Genomic DNA, 14,163 nt, shown 5'->3' with positions numbered 1-14,163 from the left:
AATTGTTATCAGGAGTTAATGATGGATGCACTGGATCTTTTACTCAATCGCCGTTCTGCGTCACGCCTGACTGCCCCGGCACCTGCAGGTGAAGTGCGTCAGAATATCATCAATGCCGGGCTGCGCGCGCCGGATCACGGGACGTTACAGCCGTGGCGTTTTATCCTGATCGAGGATCAGGGTCTACAGCGTTTCAGTGAATTACTACAAGCGGCCGCCAAACACGATGAGCTGGATGAGAGTGCGGTAGAAAAGGCCAAACAGGCACCTTTTCGTGCGCCTCTGATTATCACGGTGGTTGCCCATTGCAGTGAAAATCCGAAAGTGCCGCGCTGGGAGCAGGTTGTCTCTGCCGGTTGCGCAGTGCAGGCGATGCAAATGGCCGCTTTGGCGCAAGGCTTTAATGGTATCTGGCGCAGCGGTGCCTGGACAGAGCATCCATTGGTGCGCGAAGCCTTCGCCTGCCGCGAGCAGGACGAGATCGTCGGTTTCCTCTATTTAGGCACGCCGCAGTTAAAAGGTTCCACTAAAGTGGTCGCTCCCGACAGTACGCCTTTCGTCCGCTACTTCTGATCCGCTATGCGGGAACCCGCTCGATAATGCGCGATAACCCGCATTTTTGTACTGTTTCTGAGCAGGTCGCACGCATAATGCCAACCTGCTCTTATCAATCCCCTCGGCAAGCGCTACCCTATATCCCATTGTGATATCCTTACGTTCGTTTGTTACCCAGAGGGAGTGGACTATGACATCGCCGGCCATTCGTTTGACCCAGTACAGCCACGGCGCTGGCTGCGGCTGTAAAATCTCACCCAAAGTGCTTGAAACGATCCTGCACAGCGAGCAGGAAAAGTTTATCGATCCCCATCTGCTGGTGGGCAATGAAACGCGTGATGATGCCGCGGTGTATGACATCGGTAACGGCGTGGGCATTATCAGCACCACCGATTTCTTTATGCCGATCGTCGACGATCCGTTTGATTTTGGCCGTATTGCGGCAGCCAACGCCATCAGCGACGTGTATGCCATGGGCGGTAAGCCAATCATGGCCATCGCCATTCTCGGCTGGCCGATTGCCAAACTTCCCGCAGAAGTTGCCCAGCAGGTGATTGACGGTGGCCGCTATGCTTGCCAGCAGGCGGGGATTGCATTGGCGGGTGGCCATTCTATTGATGCCCCAGAGCCGATTTTTGGCTTGGCTGTGACCGGCATCGTCAAAACCGAGCTGGTGAAGAAAAACAGTGCGGCGCAGGCAGGCACCAAGCTATTCCTGACCAAACCACTGGGCATTGGCGTGCTGACCACGGCAGAGAAGAAAAGCAAACTGCTGGCCGAACACCAAGGCTTGGCTACAGAGGTCATGTGCCAGTTGAACAAGCCTGGGGCGGACTTTGCCGAAGTGGCTGGCGTTACGGCGATGACCGATGTCACCGGCTTTGGCCTGCTTGGCCACCTTAGCGAGATGTGCCAGGGTTCCGATCTGCAGGCAACCGTATGGTTCGAATGCGTACCGAAATTGCCGGATGTTGAACGTTATATCAGCGAAGGCTGCGTACCGGGTGGTACCGGGCGTAACTTTGAAAGCTATGGTCACCTGGTTGGCGCCATGAGCGATCTGCAACGTCAATTACTGTGCGATCCGCAAACCTCCGGCGGTTTGCTGCTGGCGGTATTGCCGGAAGCCGAAGCCGAAGTGCAGGCGATAGCGGCACGTCATGGCATCACGCTGAACGCGATTGGTGAATTGCAGGCCGCACAGGCGGGCAAACCACTGATCGAGGTTGTCTAGTGTCAACGATACAGACTCGACAGGATACGCAAGACTACCAGCGCCTTTTTCTTCAGGATGTGCCGCTGATTGACGTGCGCGCGCCGATAGAGTTTACGCAGGGGGCATTCCCCTGTTCAGTTAACCTGCAGCTGATGAGCGACAGTGAACGTCAGGCGGTGGGCACCTGCTACAAGCAGCATGGTCAACAAGCTGCGATCGCTCTTGGGCACAGCCTGGTCAACGGTAAACTGCGTGAGAAGCGCACGCAGGCCTGGATCGAACAGTGTACCCGGCAGCCAGAAGGTTATATCTACTGTTTCCGCGGTGGTCTTCGTTCGCAATTGGTACAACAGTGGCTGCGAGAGGCCGGTGTTGACTATCCACGCGTGGTAGGCGGCTACAAGGCGCTGCGCAATTTTTTGCTCGGTGTGCTTGAGGACGCCGCTGCGTTGCCTATGCTGATCGTTGGCGGTAACACCGGCTGTGGCAAGACGCTACTGATTAATGAGTTGGCGGCCGGTATCGATCTGGAAGGGATCGCCCATCATCGCGGCTCCTCCTTTGGCCGTACGCTGGTAAAACAGCCTACCCAGATAGATTTCGAAAATCATCTGGCCATACGCATGCTGAAAAAGCAGCATGCTGGTTGCCGGCATTGGGTGTTGGAAGATGAAAGCCGGATTATCGGTTCTACCAATCTGCCTTTAAGCTTGTTCAATGGTATGCAGCAGGCTGCCCTGGTGGTGATTGACGATCCGTTTGATGTGCGTGTGGCACGCCTGCAAGATGAGTACATCGACCGGATGCGCATTGCCTTTGAGCAAGCCTATGGCGAACAAGACGGCTGGCGGCAATATGATGAATATCTGCACCATGGCCTGTTTGCCATCCGCCGCCGCCTGGGGCTGGAACTGTTCCAGCAATTGACGCTGCGTCTCGAATCGGCGCTGCAGGTACAACGGCTCACTGGCCAAAGCGAAGCGCATCAACAATGGCTGGTGCCGCTGCTGCAACACTATTACGACCCGATGTATCGCTACCAATTAGAGAAGAAAACCCAACGTGTGATCTTTCGCGGTAATTACGCGCAAGTCAGAGAGTTCCTGATGACGTATAGCCAGAATAACGGTGAATAATGCGACTGTTTATAGCCGAAAAACCGAGTTTGGCCCGCGCCATTGCTGATGTATTACCCAAGCCCCATCGTCGGGGTGACGGCTTTATTGCCTGTGGCAGCAACGATGTGGTGACCTGGTGCGTTGGGCACCTGTTAGAACAGGCCCAGCCGGATGCTTACGACAGCCGTTACGCGCGCTGGTCGTTGGCGGACTTACCGATAATCCCGCAGAAGTGGCTGTTGCAGCCGCGCCCTTCGGTCAGCAAGCAGTTGAACGCGATCAAAAAGCTGCTGGCAGAGGCTGACGAAGTGATCCACGCGGGTGACCCGGATCGGGAAGGGCAGTTGCTGGTGGATGAGGTGCTGGATTATCTGGCGCTGACGCAGGAAAAGCGCCAGAACGTGCGGCGTTGCCTGATTAACGATCTTAACCCACAGGCGGTGGAGCGTGCGGTACAGCGCCTGCGTGATAACCGTGACTTTATCCCGCTGTGCGTTTCCGCGTTAGCGCGTGCGCGTGCAGACTGGCTTTACGGCATCAACATGACCCGGGCCTATACGCTGCTAGGGCGTAACGCGGGCTACGACGGAGTGCTGTCTGTGGGGCGGGTACAGACGCCGGTATTGGGGCTGGTTGTGCGGCGCGATGAAGAGATCGAAAACTTCGTCTCGAAAGACTTCTTTGAGGTGAAAGCGCATATTGTCACGCCGAAGGAAGAACGCTTTGTCGCCCTGTGGCAGCCGAGTGAATCCTGCGAACCTTACCAAGATGAGGAAGGGCGTTTATTGCACCGGCCGTTGGCCGAACACGTGGTTAAACGCATCGAGGGCGCACCGGCGCTGGTCACCTCGTATAATGATAAACGGGAATCAGATACCGCTCCGCTGCCGTTCTCCCTTTCCACGCTGCAAATTGAGGCGTCGAAACGCTTTAACCTCAGCGCCCAGCAGGTGTTGGACGTTTGCCAACGGCTGTATGAAACCCACAAGCTGATCACTTATCCGCGTTCTGACTGCCGTTATCTGCCAGAGGAACACTTTGCCGGACGCCATGCGGTGTTGAACGCCATCAGCGTACATCAGCCGGATCTCTATCCACAGCCGATTATCGATAGCGAGCGCCGTAACCGCTGTTGGGACGATAAAAAGGTCGATGCTCACCACGCGATTATTCCTACGGCACGTGCCAGCAAGGCCAGCCTGAGCCAGGATGAACTGAACGTTTATGGTTTGGTGGCACGCCAGTATCTGATGCAGTTTTGCCCGGATGCGATGTTCCGCAAGTGCGTTATCGAGCTGGATATCGCCGGCGGCAAGTTTATCGCCAAGGCGCGTTTCCTGGCGGAAGCGGGCTGGCGCACCCTGCTGGGTAGTAAAGAGCGTGATGAGGAAAACGAAGGTGCACCGCTGCCCGTTGTCGCCAAAGACGATGAGTTGTTGTGCGAGCGTGGCGAAGTGGTAGAACGCCAGACTCAACCGCCGCGGCCCTTTACCGATGCCAGCCTATTGTCGGCCATGACCGGGATCGCGCGTTTTGTGCAGGATAAAGCGCTAAAGAAAATCCTGCGAGCGACCGATGGTTTAGGAACAGAGGCAACGCGCGCAGGCATTATCGAACTGCTCTTCAAGCGGGCGTTTCTCTACAAGAAAGGGCGCTATATTCATTCCAGCGAAACCGGGCGGGCACTGATCCATTCATTGCCGGACCTGGCGGCACGCCCTGATATGACGGCGCAGTGGGAGTCTACGTTGACACAAATCAGCGAAAAATCCTGCCGTTATCAGGACTTTATGCAACCGCTGGAGGGCACACTGCAACAGCTGATCTATCAGGCTAAGCAGAGCCGGGCCAGTATAGCGTTTCGTGGCTTGTCGCCTGCACCGTCAGCCGGGGCGAAAAAGCGTAAAAAAAGTGCCGGTAAGGCACGGGAGAAAAGTGAATGAGCCGCATACCCTTGTTGATTGGTTGTTTGGCACTGTTTTCCACCAGCGTATTGGCCAATCGCGGTAACGTCGATGTCGTCGTGCCGGTTTCCCCTGAAATATGGGGCACCGCACGTACCACGACAACGCCGCCGCCTTGCAACCGTTGCTGCATTTATCAGAATCAAAACTATTCTGAAGGTGCGTTGCTGAAAGTGGGCGACGAGATGATGCAGTGCGCGCGTGACCCTAACGTCACGGGCACCAATCCGTTAATCTGGATCCGCCTCAAGCGGTGATTGCAACTGCCTGACTTCTGTACTCACCGTAACCGTGCCACAAATTGATTTCACTTCCTGACAACGGCACCGCTGCAGCTCCCTCTCCCTGTGGGTTGGGATGAGAGGGGACTGAACGTGCTACATATCTACCCTTGTGCTCACCGTAGCCGTGCCACAAATTGATTTCACTTCCTGACAACGGCACTATTACAGCTCCCTCTCCCTGTGGGAGAGGGTTGGGGTGAGGGGGATAGTAAGCGGATATAGCTTTCCAGCAGTGGGATATCGGCGGGGGCTAGCGGGTAATCTCTGGCCTGCTCGGGTGTAACCCAAGCAAATGCGCTATGGCAATGTAGCCGTAACTCCCCGCTGAAGGAGTTAACTTGCCAGGCATGTAGCCGAATGATCCTCTCGCTTTGTTGCCACTGATTGCTGGCCACAAAACTCCCCACTTTAGCGATAATGCCCAACTCTTCCTTCAGTTCACGAGCGAGCGCCTGGGGCTGGCTCTCAACCATTTCGACCTTACCGCCGGGAAACTCCCATAGGCCAGCCTGATCGCTGCTGCTATCGCGTTGGGCGAGCAGGATCTTGCCATCTTGTTCGATAATGGCGGCAACGACATCAATGATTTTCATAGCATGGATTCAATGTTGCCCCGACATGCATCGGGGCAGGGAGATTACAGTGCGAACTCGGCCCAGACGGGAGCATGATCTGAAGGCTTCTCCATGGCACGGATCTGATAATCAATGCCGGTGGCGGTACAGCGCGCAGCCAATGAGGTGTTAGCCAGCAGCAGATCGATGCGTAGGCCACGGTTTTCATCAAAACCGCGTGAACGATAGTCAAACCATGAGAACTCATCGTTACGTTCAGGGTTGGCATGACGGTAAGTATCTACCAGACCCCAGTCCAGCAGGCGGCCCATCCACTCACGCTCTTCCGGCAGGAAGGAGCATTTGCCGGTGCGCAACCAACGTTTGCGGCTCTCTTCACCAATACCGATGTCCAGATCGCTTGGGCTGATGTTCATATCGCCCATGATCAACACCTGCGACTCTGCCGGCAGTTGTTGCAGATAATTTTGCAGATCTTGATAAAAGCGGGTTTTCGCTGGGAATTTGATAGGGTGGTCGCGGCTTTCTCCTTGCGGGAAGTAACCATTAATCACCGTCAACGTGCCTTGTGGCGTCGCCAGATCGGCCATGATGATACGACGCTGCGCATCTTCTTCATCAGTAGGAAAACCGCGGCGTACGGCAAGAGGTTCATCTTTAGTCAGCAACGCCACGCCGTAATGGCCTTTCTGCCCATGATAGAACACGTGATAGCCGTGTTGGCTAACCTCTTCCAACGGGAACATATCGTCGTGAACTTTGGTTTCCTGCAGGCCGATCACATCCGGCTGATGCTGCTCGATAATTGCTGCCAGTTGATGCGGACGTGCACGCAGTCCATTGATATTAAAAGAAACAAACTTCATGAGCGCTGCCGTTTTTATCCGAAAAAATGTGTTCAGATAGTAGCAGAGTTTGGCCGAAAATGTAACGCGGACCAGCGGCGGTTTGCCGCTGGTAGCCAGGGATTATTTCGCCCAGCGGTCGTAATTCTGCGGCTGATAGTCATCAAACAGCTGGATTAAGGCTGCCGGAGAGTCGCTGATATGCAGGGTCTTGAGATAATCATGTCGCATAAAACCTTGATCGGCGACGTGCTGTAAAAACTGGCTTAGCGGGTGGTAAAAACCGTTAACATCCAGCAGCCCGACCGGCTTGCTGTGGTAACCGATCTGCCCCCAGGTCCAGATTTCGAACAGCTCCTCCAGCGTACCGATGCCGCCAGGCAGGGCAATAAAACCGTCGGCCAGTTCGGCCATCCGCGCCTTACGGGTGTGCATGTCGGGGACGATTTCCAGCTCGGTCAGGCCATGGTGCGCCGTTTCGGCCTCGACCAGCCGCTGGGGAATGATGCCTACTGCTTCACCACCAGCCTCTAGTACCGCGTCTGCTACCACACCCATTAACCCTTTTTTACCACCGCCATACACCAGACGCCGCCCTTGGGTGGCAAGCAGATGACCTAGTTGGCGGGCATGTTCGACATAGGCTGGATTATTGCCCTCGCTGGCACCACAAAAGATACAAATGTTGTTACGCATGACTTTCCCTTGCTGCTTTTAACGAAGCCAGTGGTATAGCGAATTGCGGGATTTAGTTCAAGGGGAATTGGTGTTGCGATGGTGGTGAGGAGGAGGACTTCGTACAGGCGTCACTAGTTGTCTGAGTAATAGTGTTTTAGACCGCGACACCCAAGCTTGAGGCTGGTGGGAGTCATTGCAGGTTAGCCGACCGTTGAGCGCATGGATGCGCGATTGCGAGCCCCCAGGGACGGGTTTACGGCGTGTCGGCGTTCTGCATGACTCCCACCCGTAGCACAATAAGGAGCAGCTATTTCGTTCGGTGGTACATGATGATTTGACGAAAATATTTAGTCTGTGAGGGGGATACAAGGATGGTGGCGGGGAGGATGACTTCGTAAAGATGAGGCTAGTTGTCTGAGTCATAGTGTTTTATACCGCGACACCTAAGCTTGAGACAGGTGGGAGTCAATGCAGGTTAGCCGACCGTTGAGCGCATGGATGCGCGATTGCGAGCCCCCAAGGACGGGTTTACGGCGTGTCGGCGTTCTGCATGACTTCCACCTGTAGCACAATAAGGAGCAGCTATTTGGTTCGGTGGTACATGATGATTTGACGGAAATATTTAGTCTGTGAAGGGTATGCAAGGATGATGGTGGGGAGGATGACCGCGCAAGCGCGTTGTCCACTGCGTGGACTCGAACCTTGGTCGAAGTTTCTCATCCTTCCCAGCTCAATGCTGCATGGGAATGAGATGACAATTTAAAAGTTTGGGAGGTCTATAAGAAGATGGTGGTGGGGAGGATGACCGCGCAAGCGCGTTGTCCACTGCGTGGACTCGAACCTTGGTCGAAGCTTCTCATCCTTCCCTGCTCAGTATTACATGGGAATGAGATGATAATTTAAAAGTTTGGGAGGTCTATAAGAAGATGGTGGTGGGGAGGATGACCGCGCAAGCGCGTTGTCCACTGCGTGGACTCGAACCTTGGTCGAAGCTTCTCATCCTTCCCTGCTCAGTGCTGTATGGGAATGAGATGATCATTTAAAAGTTCGGGAGGTCTATAAGAAGATGGTGGTGGGGGAAGGATTCGAACCTTCGAAGTCTGTGACGGCAGATTTACAGTCTGCTCCCTTTGGCCGCTCGGGAACCCCACCATGGTATTCATGGTTGCTAATTTTGAACAGAAAGTTGGCAAAGTCTTTCTGGTAGTACTGACTTATCCATCTCTTTGGCCACAGTTACGGTGGTGGTGAGAAGGATTACCGCGCAAGCGCGTTGTCCACTGTGTGGACTCGAACCTTGGTCGAAGCTTCTCCTCCTTCCCTTCAGTGCAAAATGAAACTCTGAACAACATTTCATTACAGTGGTCGAGGAGAAGATGGTGGTGGGGGAAGGATTCGAACCTTCGAAGTCTGTGACGGCAGATTTACAGTCTGCTCCCTTTGGCCGCTCGGGAACCCCACCATGATGCTCATGGTTCACTACTATTTTACTGGGAATCGGCTAGATCCCTCGGTACTACATAATTGCTAGCGAAACGTCTGTCTCGGTAAGCGGGGCGCATCATATCAAATGAAGCGCTTGTGTAAAGCATTGAAATGCAGAAAATGAATTGTTTGTCGCTTTTTTATTCTCAGCGGTGCTTCCGTGAACGAAAGACACCGCTTTGTTAACCAATTACAGGATCACCGTGCGGTTACCGTAGACGAACACGCGTTGAGCCAGCACACGATACAGTGCGCGGCTAAGCACGTTTTTCTCCACGTCACGCCCGGCACGCATCATATCTTCTGCCGAATAGGTGTGATCGACATGAATAACGTCCTGCATAATGATTGGGCCTTCATCCAGGCTGTCGTTCACGTAGTGCGCCGTTGCCCCGATGATCTTCACGCCACGCTCATAAGCCTGGTGATAAGGGCGTGCACCGATAAAGGCTGGCAGGAACGAATGGTGAATATTGATTACCTGGTTCGGGTAATGCTGAACGAAAGCCGGGGTCAGCACGCGCATATACTTGGCCAAGACTACGTAATCAGGCTGGTATTGGTCGATCTGCGCGATCATCTGTTGATCATGCTGCTCACGCGTCAGCCCTTCGTGGCTGACCAGATGGAACGGAATGTCAAAACGTTCAACCAGCGTCTGCAACGTGGTGTGGTTGCCAATGACGGCGGCAATCTCAACATCCAAGCCGCCATAGGCGCTTTTCATCAGCAGATCGCCCAGACAGTGGGCTTCTTTGGTGACTAGCACCACAATACGGCGGCGGCCTGCGCTGTGCAGTTCGCGCTCTGAACCCTCTGGTAACGCGCCGTCCAGATCGGCCAACAGCGTCGTATCATTGAAGATCCCTTCCAGCTCGGTACGCATAAAGAAACGACCGGTGAGGTGATCGACAAACTCATTGTTCTGCACAATGTTCAATTCGTGCTTGTAACAAATGTTGGTGATCTTGGCGATCAGCCCTTTGGCATCGGGGCAGATGGTGCGTAAAATTTTTCTCTGTACGTTTTGCTGTGGCATGAGTGTGTCGATTCCGTCTGATTCTGAACCCGCAGGCTTATTGCCCGCAGCACTTTTTATATTTTTTGCCTGAACCGCAGGGGCAAACGGCATTTCTGCCCGGTTGAGGTTTGGTTCCGTCGATATAGTACCAGCGTTGTTCAAGGCGAAGGAAGCGGGAACGCTCATGCATGGCACTCTCGCTTTCTCCATCGCGCGAGCGGGCGATGAATTCCACGAACCCCTCATTGGCGCTATTGCCAGCGGTTTCCGCAACCACCGTCAGCCCAAGCCATTCGGTATTGCCAAAGCTGCTGCTGATGGCGCTGCGCCACTCTTCAGGGTTGCAGTCTGGGTGCCAGGTCGCAATAAGATAATCCACATCCCGTTTTACATAGGCGGAATATCTCGAACGCATTAAAATGCCCGGCGACATAGCGTATTGAGTACCTGTTATATAGGGCGCACAGCAAGCGCTGTAGTCCTGCCCGCTGCCGCAGGGGCATAGCTCAGTCAAAATAACGCCTCTCAGTGGTTAGCTCGCGTGATGTAAAGCCGCAGCTAAAATGAATTTAACGCATATGTTACCTAACATCATTCGTTGATGACAATGTACCCTGCGATTGGGTTGAGTGAATTCACCGAGCAAAGGATAGGCGAAGCATGCGGAAAGTTAAAATCGGGTTGGCATTAGGGGCCGGTGCCGCCAAGGGGTGGGCGCATATCGGCGTGATTAACGCACTGCGTAAGTTGGGTATCGAAGCAGATATTGTTGCAGGATGTTCCGTGGGGGCACTGGTTGGGGCGGCGTTTGCCAGCCATCGTTTGCCAGCGATGGAAAAGTGGGTGCGCTCATTCAGCTACTGGGACGTGATCAGGCTGATGGATCTCTCCTGGCAGCGCGGTGGATTATTACGCGGCGAACGCGTGTTTAACGTCGTTGGCCAAATACTGAAAATTAACGACTTTACCGACTGCTCACTGAAATTCGGTGCGGTGACCACCAACCTCAGTACCGGCCGTGAGCTGTGGATGACCAAAGGGGATATCCACCAGGCCATTCGTGCTTCTTGCAGCATGCCGGGCTTGTTGGCACCGGTCTGGTTTGACGGATATTGGTTGGTGGATGGCGCCTTGGTCAACCCGGTTCCTATTTCATTGGCCAGGGCGATGGGGGCAGACATAGTGATTGCCGTGGATTTGCAACATGATGCGCACCTGATGCAGCAGGATCTGTTTTCGGTACGCAATGACGCTGGCGAGCAGAGTGAAACAAGCATTAGCGATGCCAATAACTGGCGCGACCGCTTGCGGGAACGCATGAATAAAATGATGCTGAAGAAAACCACCTTCACCCCCACGGCGATGGAGATCATGAGCACTTCGATTCAGATGCTGGAGAATCGGGTGAAGCGAACCCGTATGGCCAGTGATCCGCCGGACGTGCTGATCCAGCCGTATTGCCCACAGATATCTACCCTGGATTTTCATCGCGCCAGCGAGGCGATAGAGGCGGGCAGGTTGGCAGTCGAAAAACAGATAGATGTTTTGGCACCATTGATAAAAAATAAATGATTACCATTTGTTAGGGTGGAATGATGCTATTGGGCGTGTTTTCGACAGGCACAAGTGCTCATTATGAGCCACTATTACAACATCAAAAGGGAAGAGGCTGGGTCGATGGCATTACCACTGATAAGCAAGCGCATCTTAATCGTTGAGGACGAACAGGTTTTCCGTTCTGTGCTTGTGGGTTATCTTGCATCCTTGGGAGCACAAACCAGCGAGGCGGCCAATGGCCTTGTGGCGTTGAGTGCGGTTGAAGAGTTCGCTCCCGATCTGATCCTGTGCGATCTCGCCATGCCGGAAATGGACGGCATCGAGTTTGTTGAGCATCTGCGCTTGCAAGGGATAAAGATCCCGGTATTGGTGATCTCGGCGACCGATAAGATGGCGGATATCGCCAAGGTGCTACGGCTCGGCGTACAGGATGTACTGCTGAAACCGTTGAGCGATCTCAATCGGCTGCGTGAAGCGGTACTGGCTTGTCTCTATCCTAATATGTTTACTTCGCAGGCGATCGAAGAGGCCGAGCTGTTCCAGGATTGGCAGGCATTAAGCCAAAACCCCTCCGAGGCCGTGAGATTACTCAAGCAGTTACAACCCCCCGTGCAGCAGTCTATTGCCGGTTGCCGTATCAATTATCGGCAATTAACCACCAGCGAAAATCCGGGGTTGGTGCTGGATATCGCGGCGCTATCGGATAAAGACCTGGCGTTTTATTGCCTGGATGTCACCCGTGCGGGAGATAATGGCGTGATGGCTGCCTTGCTATTGCGTGCGTTATTCAACGGCTTACTACAAGATCATTTAGCCAATCAACAGCATCGCTTGCCGCAAATGTCCGCATTGTTAAAACAAGTTAACCAATTATTGCGCCAAGGCAAGTTGGAAGGCCAATTTCCGCTGTTGGTGGGTTATTATCATGCCGAATATAAGAATCTGGTGCTGGCCTCTGCTGGTTTGCATGCCAATGTAAATACAGGGGATAACCTGATTCAATTAAGTAATGGCGTACCCTTGGGAACGCTTGGCACCACTTACATGAATCAAATAAGCCAACGCTGTGATGCCTGGCAGTGCCAGGTCTGGGGTAGCGGCGGCCGGTTACGTCTGATGCTGAGTGCTGAATAAATCATCAATGGAATGCCCGCCATTGCCTCTGCCTATTCTCCATTAACGTCGTTTCTATGGGGGAGTTGTCTTAATTTATTGCTATTTGAGCTTGGGGTAATACTCAGCGGATTTAAGCTGGTATACTTTGCGGGTTTTTCGTATGGCCGAGTAAGTGCGCAATTTGAGAGCGAAAATAGAGCTACTTAGGTAGATCGTCAGGACCTCTGTAGCCATTTGCGGGTGACAAGCCCGTTTGTGAGCTCATTGACCCATAGCGTGTCGAGACGAAAAGACCACCCAATACGGGTAAAGAATTGTTGGTTTGGCTGCAACCTAGGGTGGCAGACAAACAGAAGTAGCTTGATAACTTTTTGTTAAATTTGAAAATTAGGACTTCCCGATGAAAGTAACCGTTTTCGGTATTGGCTATGTTGGCCTGGTGCAGGCTGCCGTGTTGGCTGACGTGGGTCATGATGTCATGTGTATCGACATCGATGAACAGAAGGTCGAAAACCTCAAAAAAGGCAATATTCCGATCTTTGAACCGGGCCTGACTTCGTTGGTACAGCAAAACTATGAAGCCGGTCGCCTACATTTCACTACCGATGCGAAAGCCGGTGTTGCTCATGGCGCGATCCAGTTTATCGCCGTGGGAACGCCACCGGACGAAGATGGTTCTGCCGATCTGAAATATGTCACCGCCGTGGCACGTACCATCGCCGAACATATGACAGACCGCAAAGTGGTGATCGATAAGTCAACCGTACCGGTAGGTACCGCTGATAAAGTTCGTGAAGTGATGACCGAAACGCTGCGTAAGCGCGGCAGCGACTTGGCGTTTGATGTCGTCTCCAACCCGGAGTTCCTCAAGGAAGGGGCTGCTGTTGCCGACTGCATGCGCCCTGAGCGTATCGTGCTGGGCACCGATAACAAAGACGTTATCGAGCCGCTGCGTGAGCTGTATGAGCCGTTCAACCGCAATCACGACCGCATGATCCTGATGGATATCCGCAGCGCAGAGCTGACCAAATATGCCGCCAACTGCATGCTGGCAACCAAAATCAGCTTTATGAACGAAATCTCCAATCTGGCAGAGATGCTGGGTGCGGACATTGAAAAAGTGCGTCAGGGGATCGGTTCGGATTCACGTATTGGCTATCACTTCATCTATCCAGGCTGTGGCTACGGCGGCTCCTGCTTCCCGAAAGACGTTCAGGCGCTAATCCGTACCGCAGAGCATATCGGTTATCAACCGAAACTGTTGCAGGCGGTAGAGCAGGTGAACAACCAGCAGAAATATAAGCTGACCCAGTTCATCAAGCATCATTTTGCTAATGATGTAAAAGGGAAAACCTTCGCGCTGTGGGGCCTGGCGTTTAAACCTAATACCGACGATATGCGTGAAGCTTCCAGTCGCGTGTTGATGGAGACCTTGTGGGAATTAGGCGCCAGCGTGCAAGCCTATGACCCGGAAGCCATGGCAGAAGCGCAGCGTATCTATGGGCAACGTGCCGATCTGAAACTGATGGGTACCAAAGAAGCGGCGTTACAGGGAGCCGATGCGTTGGTGATCTGTACCGAGTGGCAGAATTTCCGCGCTCCGGATTTTGATGCGATTAAGGCAGCCTTGAAGCAACCCGTCATTTTTGATGGCCGTAACCTGTATGATCCAGAACGTCTGCAAGCTCGCGGCTTTACTTATTATGGTATTGGTCGTGGCGCATCGATTAAGCCGGTCATCTAAGAGGT

13 protein-coding genes and 2 tRNA genes are annotated in these 14,163 nt (G+C 53.5%); 8 read left to right on the top strand and 7 right to left on the bottom strand.

From position 1 onward, the window contains the following. Nucleotides 1–21 precede the first annotated feature (21 nt). The 5 genes from D9980_RS08335 (at nucleotide 22) to D9980_RS08315 (ending at nucleotide 5,110) form a co-directional block, all read left to right on the top strand. Nucleotides 22–573, top strand: coding sequence for an NAD(P)H nitroreductase (locus tag D9980_RS08335; protein ID WP_121606998.1), 552 nt, complete (start codon nucleotides 22–24; stop codon nucleotides 571–573). A gap of 172 nt (nucleotides 574–745) precedes the next feature. Then, entirely contained in the window at nucleotides 746–1,789 is a 1,044-nt protein-coding gene (selD, locus tag D9980_RS08330; protein WP_021806611.1) for a selenide, water dikinase SelD, read from the top strand. Then, complete coding sequence (mnmH, locus tag D9980_RS08325; protein ID WP_121606997.1) at nucleotides 1,789–2,907, top strand: tRNA 2-selenouridine(34) synthase MnmH; 1,119 nt, start codon at nucleotides 1,789–1,791, stop codon at nucleotides 2,905–2,907. The genes selD and mnmH overlap by 1 nt, the downstream gene beginning before the upstream one ends. Next, nucleotides 2,907–4,832 (top strand): DNA topoisomerase III, encoded by a 1,926-nt coding sequence (locus tag D9980_RS08320; protein WP_024486969.1) that lies wholly within the window; start codon nucleotides 2,907–2,909, stop codon nucleotides 4,830–4,832. The genes mnmH and D9980_RS08320 overlap by 1 nt, the downstream gene beginning before the upstream one ends. Then, nucleotides 4,829–5,110: a DUF1496 domain-containing protein gene (locus tag D9980_RS08315; RefSeq protein ID WP_024486970.1), complete on the top strand. Its 282-nt coding sequence runs from the start codon at nucleotides 4,829–4,831 to the stop codon at nucleotides 5,108–5,110. Before D9980_RS08320 ends, D9980_RS08315 begins: the two co-directional genes overlap by 4 nt. A 167-nt stretch (nucleotides 5,111–5,277) precedes the next feature. Here the strand turns inward: D9980_RS08315 and D9980_RS08310 are convergent, their stop codons facing one another. The 7 genes from D9980_RS08310 to D9980_RS08280 form a co-directional block, all read right to left on the bottom strand. After that, entirely contained in the window at nucleotides 5,278–5,730 is a 453-nt protein-coding gene (locus D9980_RS08310) for a pyrimidine (deoxy)nucleoside triphosphate diphosphatase (RefSeq protein WP_121606996.1), read from the bottom strand. 44 nt (nucleotides 5,731–5,774) lie between these two features. Then, nucleotides 5,775–6,578 (bottom strand): exodeoxyribonuclease III, encoded by an 804-nt coding sequence (gene xthA, locus D9980_RS08305; protein WP_046808298.1) that lies wholly within the window; start codon nucleotides 6,576–6,578, stop codon nucleotides 5,775–5,777. Between the two features lie 102 nt (nucleotides 6,579–6,680). Continuing rightward, nucleotides 6,681–7,253, bottom strand: a complete 573-nt coding sequence (locus D9980_RS08300; protein ID WP_121606995.1) for a TIGR00730 family Rossman fold protein — start codon at nucleotides 7,251–7,253, stop codon at nucleotides 6,681–6,683. A gap of 1,049 nt (nucleotides 7,254–8,302) precedes the next feature. After that, a tRNA-Tyr gene (locus tag D9980_RS08295) sits at nucleotides 8,303–8,387 on the bottom strand. A 225-nt stretch (nucleotides 8,388–8,612) separates the two neighbouring features. Next, a tRNA-Tyr gene (locus D9980_RS08290) sits at nucleotides 8,613–8,697 on the bottom strand. 213 nt (nucleotides 8,698–8,910) lie between these two features. Further along, nucleotides 8,911–9,759 (bottom strand): formyltetrahydrofolate deformylase, encoded by an 849-nt coding sequence (purU, locus tag D9980_RS08285; RefSeq protein WP_021181219.1) that lies wholly within the window; start codon nucleotides 9,757–9,759, stop codon nucleotides 8,911–8,913. 37 nt (nucleotides 9,760–9,796) lie between these two features. Beyond that, nucleotides 9,797–10,255, bottom strand: coding sequence for a YchJ family protein (locus D9980_RS08280; protein ID WP_024486671.1), 459 nt, complete (start codon nucleotides 10,253–10,255; stop codon nucleotides 9,797–9,799). A 146-nt stretch (nucleotides 10,256–10,401) separates the two neighbouring features. Between D9980_RS08280 and rssA the strand changes: the two genes are divergently transcribed. The 3 genes from rssA to D9980_RS08265 all read left to right on the top strand — a co-directional run bounded on the left by rssA (nucleotide 10,402) and on the right by D9980_RS08265 (nucleotide 14,158). Beyond that, on the top strand, nucleotides 10,402–11,313 hold the full coding sequence (rssA, locus tag D9980_RS08275) for a patatin-like phospholipase RssA (RefSeq protein ID WP_024486672.1): 912 nt from the start codon (nucleotides 10,402–10,404) through the stop codon (nucleotides 11,311–11,313). A 105-nt stretch (nucleotides 11,314–11,418) separates the two neighbouring features. Further along, on the top strand, nucleotides 11,419–12,432 hold the full coding sequence (gene rssB, locus D9980_RS08270; protein WP_037376114.1) for a two-component system response regulator RssB: 1,014 nt from the start codon (nucleotides 11,419–11,421) through the stop codon (nucleotides 12,430–12,432). A gap of 382 nt (nucleotides 12,433–12,814) precedes the next feature. Then, complete coding sequence (locus D9980_RS08265) at nucleotides 12,815–14,158, top strand: UDP-glucose/GDP-mannose dehydrogenase family protein (protein ID WP_121606994.1); 1,344 nt, start codon at nucleotides 12,815–12,817, stop codon at nucleotides 14,156–14,158. Nucleotides 14,159–14,163: the final 5 nt, after the last annotated feature.

The organism is Serratia sp. 3ACOL1 (genome assembly GCF_003668775.1).
In the GTDB taxonomy this organism is placed as follows: Bacteria; Pseudomonadota; Gammaproteobacteria; order Enterobacterales; family Enterobacteriaceae; genus Chania; species Chania fonticola.
This window is presented reverse-complemented; position numbering and strand designations above follow the sequence as displayed.